This is a genomic window from Ruegeria sp. CE9, from assembly GCF_056537425.1.
This window is the reverse complement of sequence record NZ_JBQFRO010000068.1, coordinates 1-1,360: the sequence shown is the minus strand read 5'-3', so window position 1 is coordinate 1,360 and position 1,360 is coordinate 1. Positions and strand designations below refer to the sequence as shown.

Annotated in this window: 2 protein-coding genes and 1 pseudogene; all 3 read left to right on the top strand. The window is 57.4% G+C overall.

What is annotated here, in order from left to right:
* A pseudogene (locus tag ACR0B3_RS24040) lies at nt 1–242 on the top strand (tRNA pseudouridine(55) synthase TruB); the annotation flags it as partial.
* On the top strand, nt 239–745 hold the full coding sequence (locus ACR0B3_RS24035) for a DUF1643 domain-containing protein (RefSeq protein WP_340252891.1): 507 nt from the start codon (nt 239–241) through the stop codon (nt 743–745). The pseudogene ACR0B3_RS24040 and the gene ACR0B3_RS24035, both read left to right, overlap by 4 nt.
* Before the next feature lie 14 nt (nt 746–759).
* Nucleotides 760–1,360: alpha/beta fold hydrolase (locus ACR0B3_RS24030; RefSeq protein WP_480811242.1), on the top strand; the 601-nt coding region annotated here is incomplete at its 3' end.

Below are 1,360 nucleotides of genomic sequence, written 5' to 3'. Positions count from 1 at the left end.
CCGCAAAAACCACGGCGCTTGATGCGGCTCTCTTGCCACTCGAACATGCGTTGGACGGGTTGCCACATTTGCGCGCAACCTCAGAAGGCGCGCAGCGCCTGCGGGTTGGAAACCCTGGGCAGGTGATGGATGCTGCGCCCAATTATGGTGATCAAGCATGGGCCAGTTTTGAGGGGCGGCCTGTTGCCATTGGGCGGTATATGGAGGGCGAGCTGCATCCAAGCCGCGTGTTCAACCTGTGATCCGCCGCGCGTTCCAAAAGGGTGATGCCGCGTCAGAGGCGGTCTATTCCGATTGCGAGGCCTATCGCTATAGCCTCACGCGCATTTGGGAAGGCGCAGGCCAGCGCGTGGGGTTTGTGATGCTGAACCCCTCCACCGCGACCGAGACGCAAAACGACCCCACAGTCGAGCGCTGCGAACGGCGTGCGCGCGCGCTTGGGTTTGGCAGCTTCACAGTGGTGAATATTTTCGCATGGCGCGACACAGACCCCCGCGCGATGCGTGCCGCCGCTGATCCGATTGGGCCTGCCAATGATGATGCCATTTTAGGATGTGCAACTGCGGCGCATCAGATCATCTGTGCGTGGGGGGCGCATGGTGCGTTTTTGGGGCGGGGGGCGCAGGTGGCGGCATTGCTGCGCCAAGTTGAAAAACCGCTTTACCATTTGGGATTGTCGAAGGAAGGTCATCCCAAACACCCGCTCTATATTCCCTATTCGACCACGCCAATTTTGTGGAATTGATCTTGGAGGCACCGATGGACAGCGCGACTTCAGGTTTTGTGAAAGAACAAATCAAAACCAACGGGATCACGCTTTCAGTGCATCACGGCGGTCATGGTGCGCCCTTGATTTTGCTGCATGGCTATCCTCAAAACCATATGTGCTGGTCAAAAGTCGCGCCCGATTTGGCCCGCGATTTTCATGTGATCATCCCTGATTTGCGCGGCTATGGTGAGAGTGAAGTTGTCGCCGCCGATGAAGAACATCGCATGTACTCCAAGCGTGAGATGGCCTTGGATGTGGCGGGAGTGATGGATCATTTCGGCATCGAAAAGGCCCATATTGCGGGGCATGATCGCGGCGCACGCGTGGCCTATCGCTTTGCTTTGGATCATCCTGATAGGCTTGAGCGTTTGGCGATTTTGGAAATCGTTCCGACCGTTGATTTTTGGGCGGCATGGGATGCGGAATTGGCGATGAAGGCCTATCACTGGACGTTCCTTGCGCAGCCCGCCCCTTTGCCCGAGCGGATGATCGCGACAGATGGGCCGGCCTATATGGATTGGACATTGGCCTCATGGACATATGCCAAAGATCTAAGCGCCTTTTCTGACGCGGCTTTGGCAGCCTATCGCG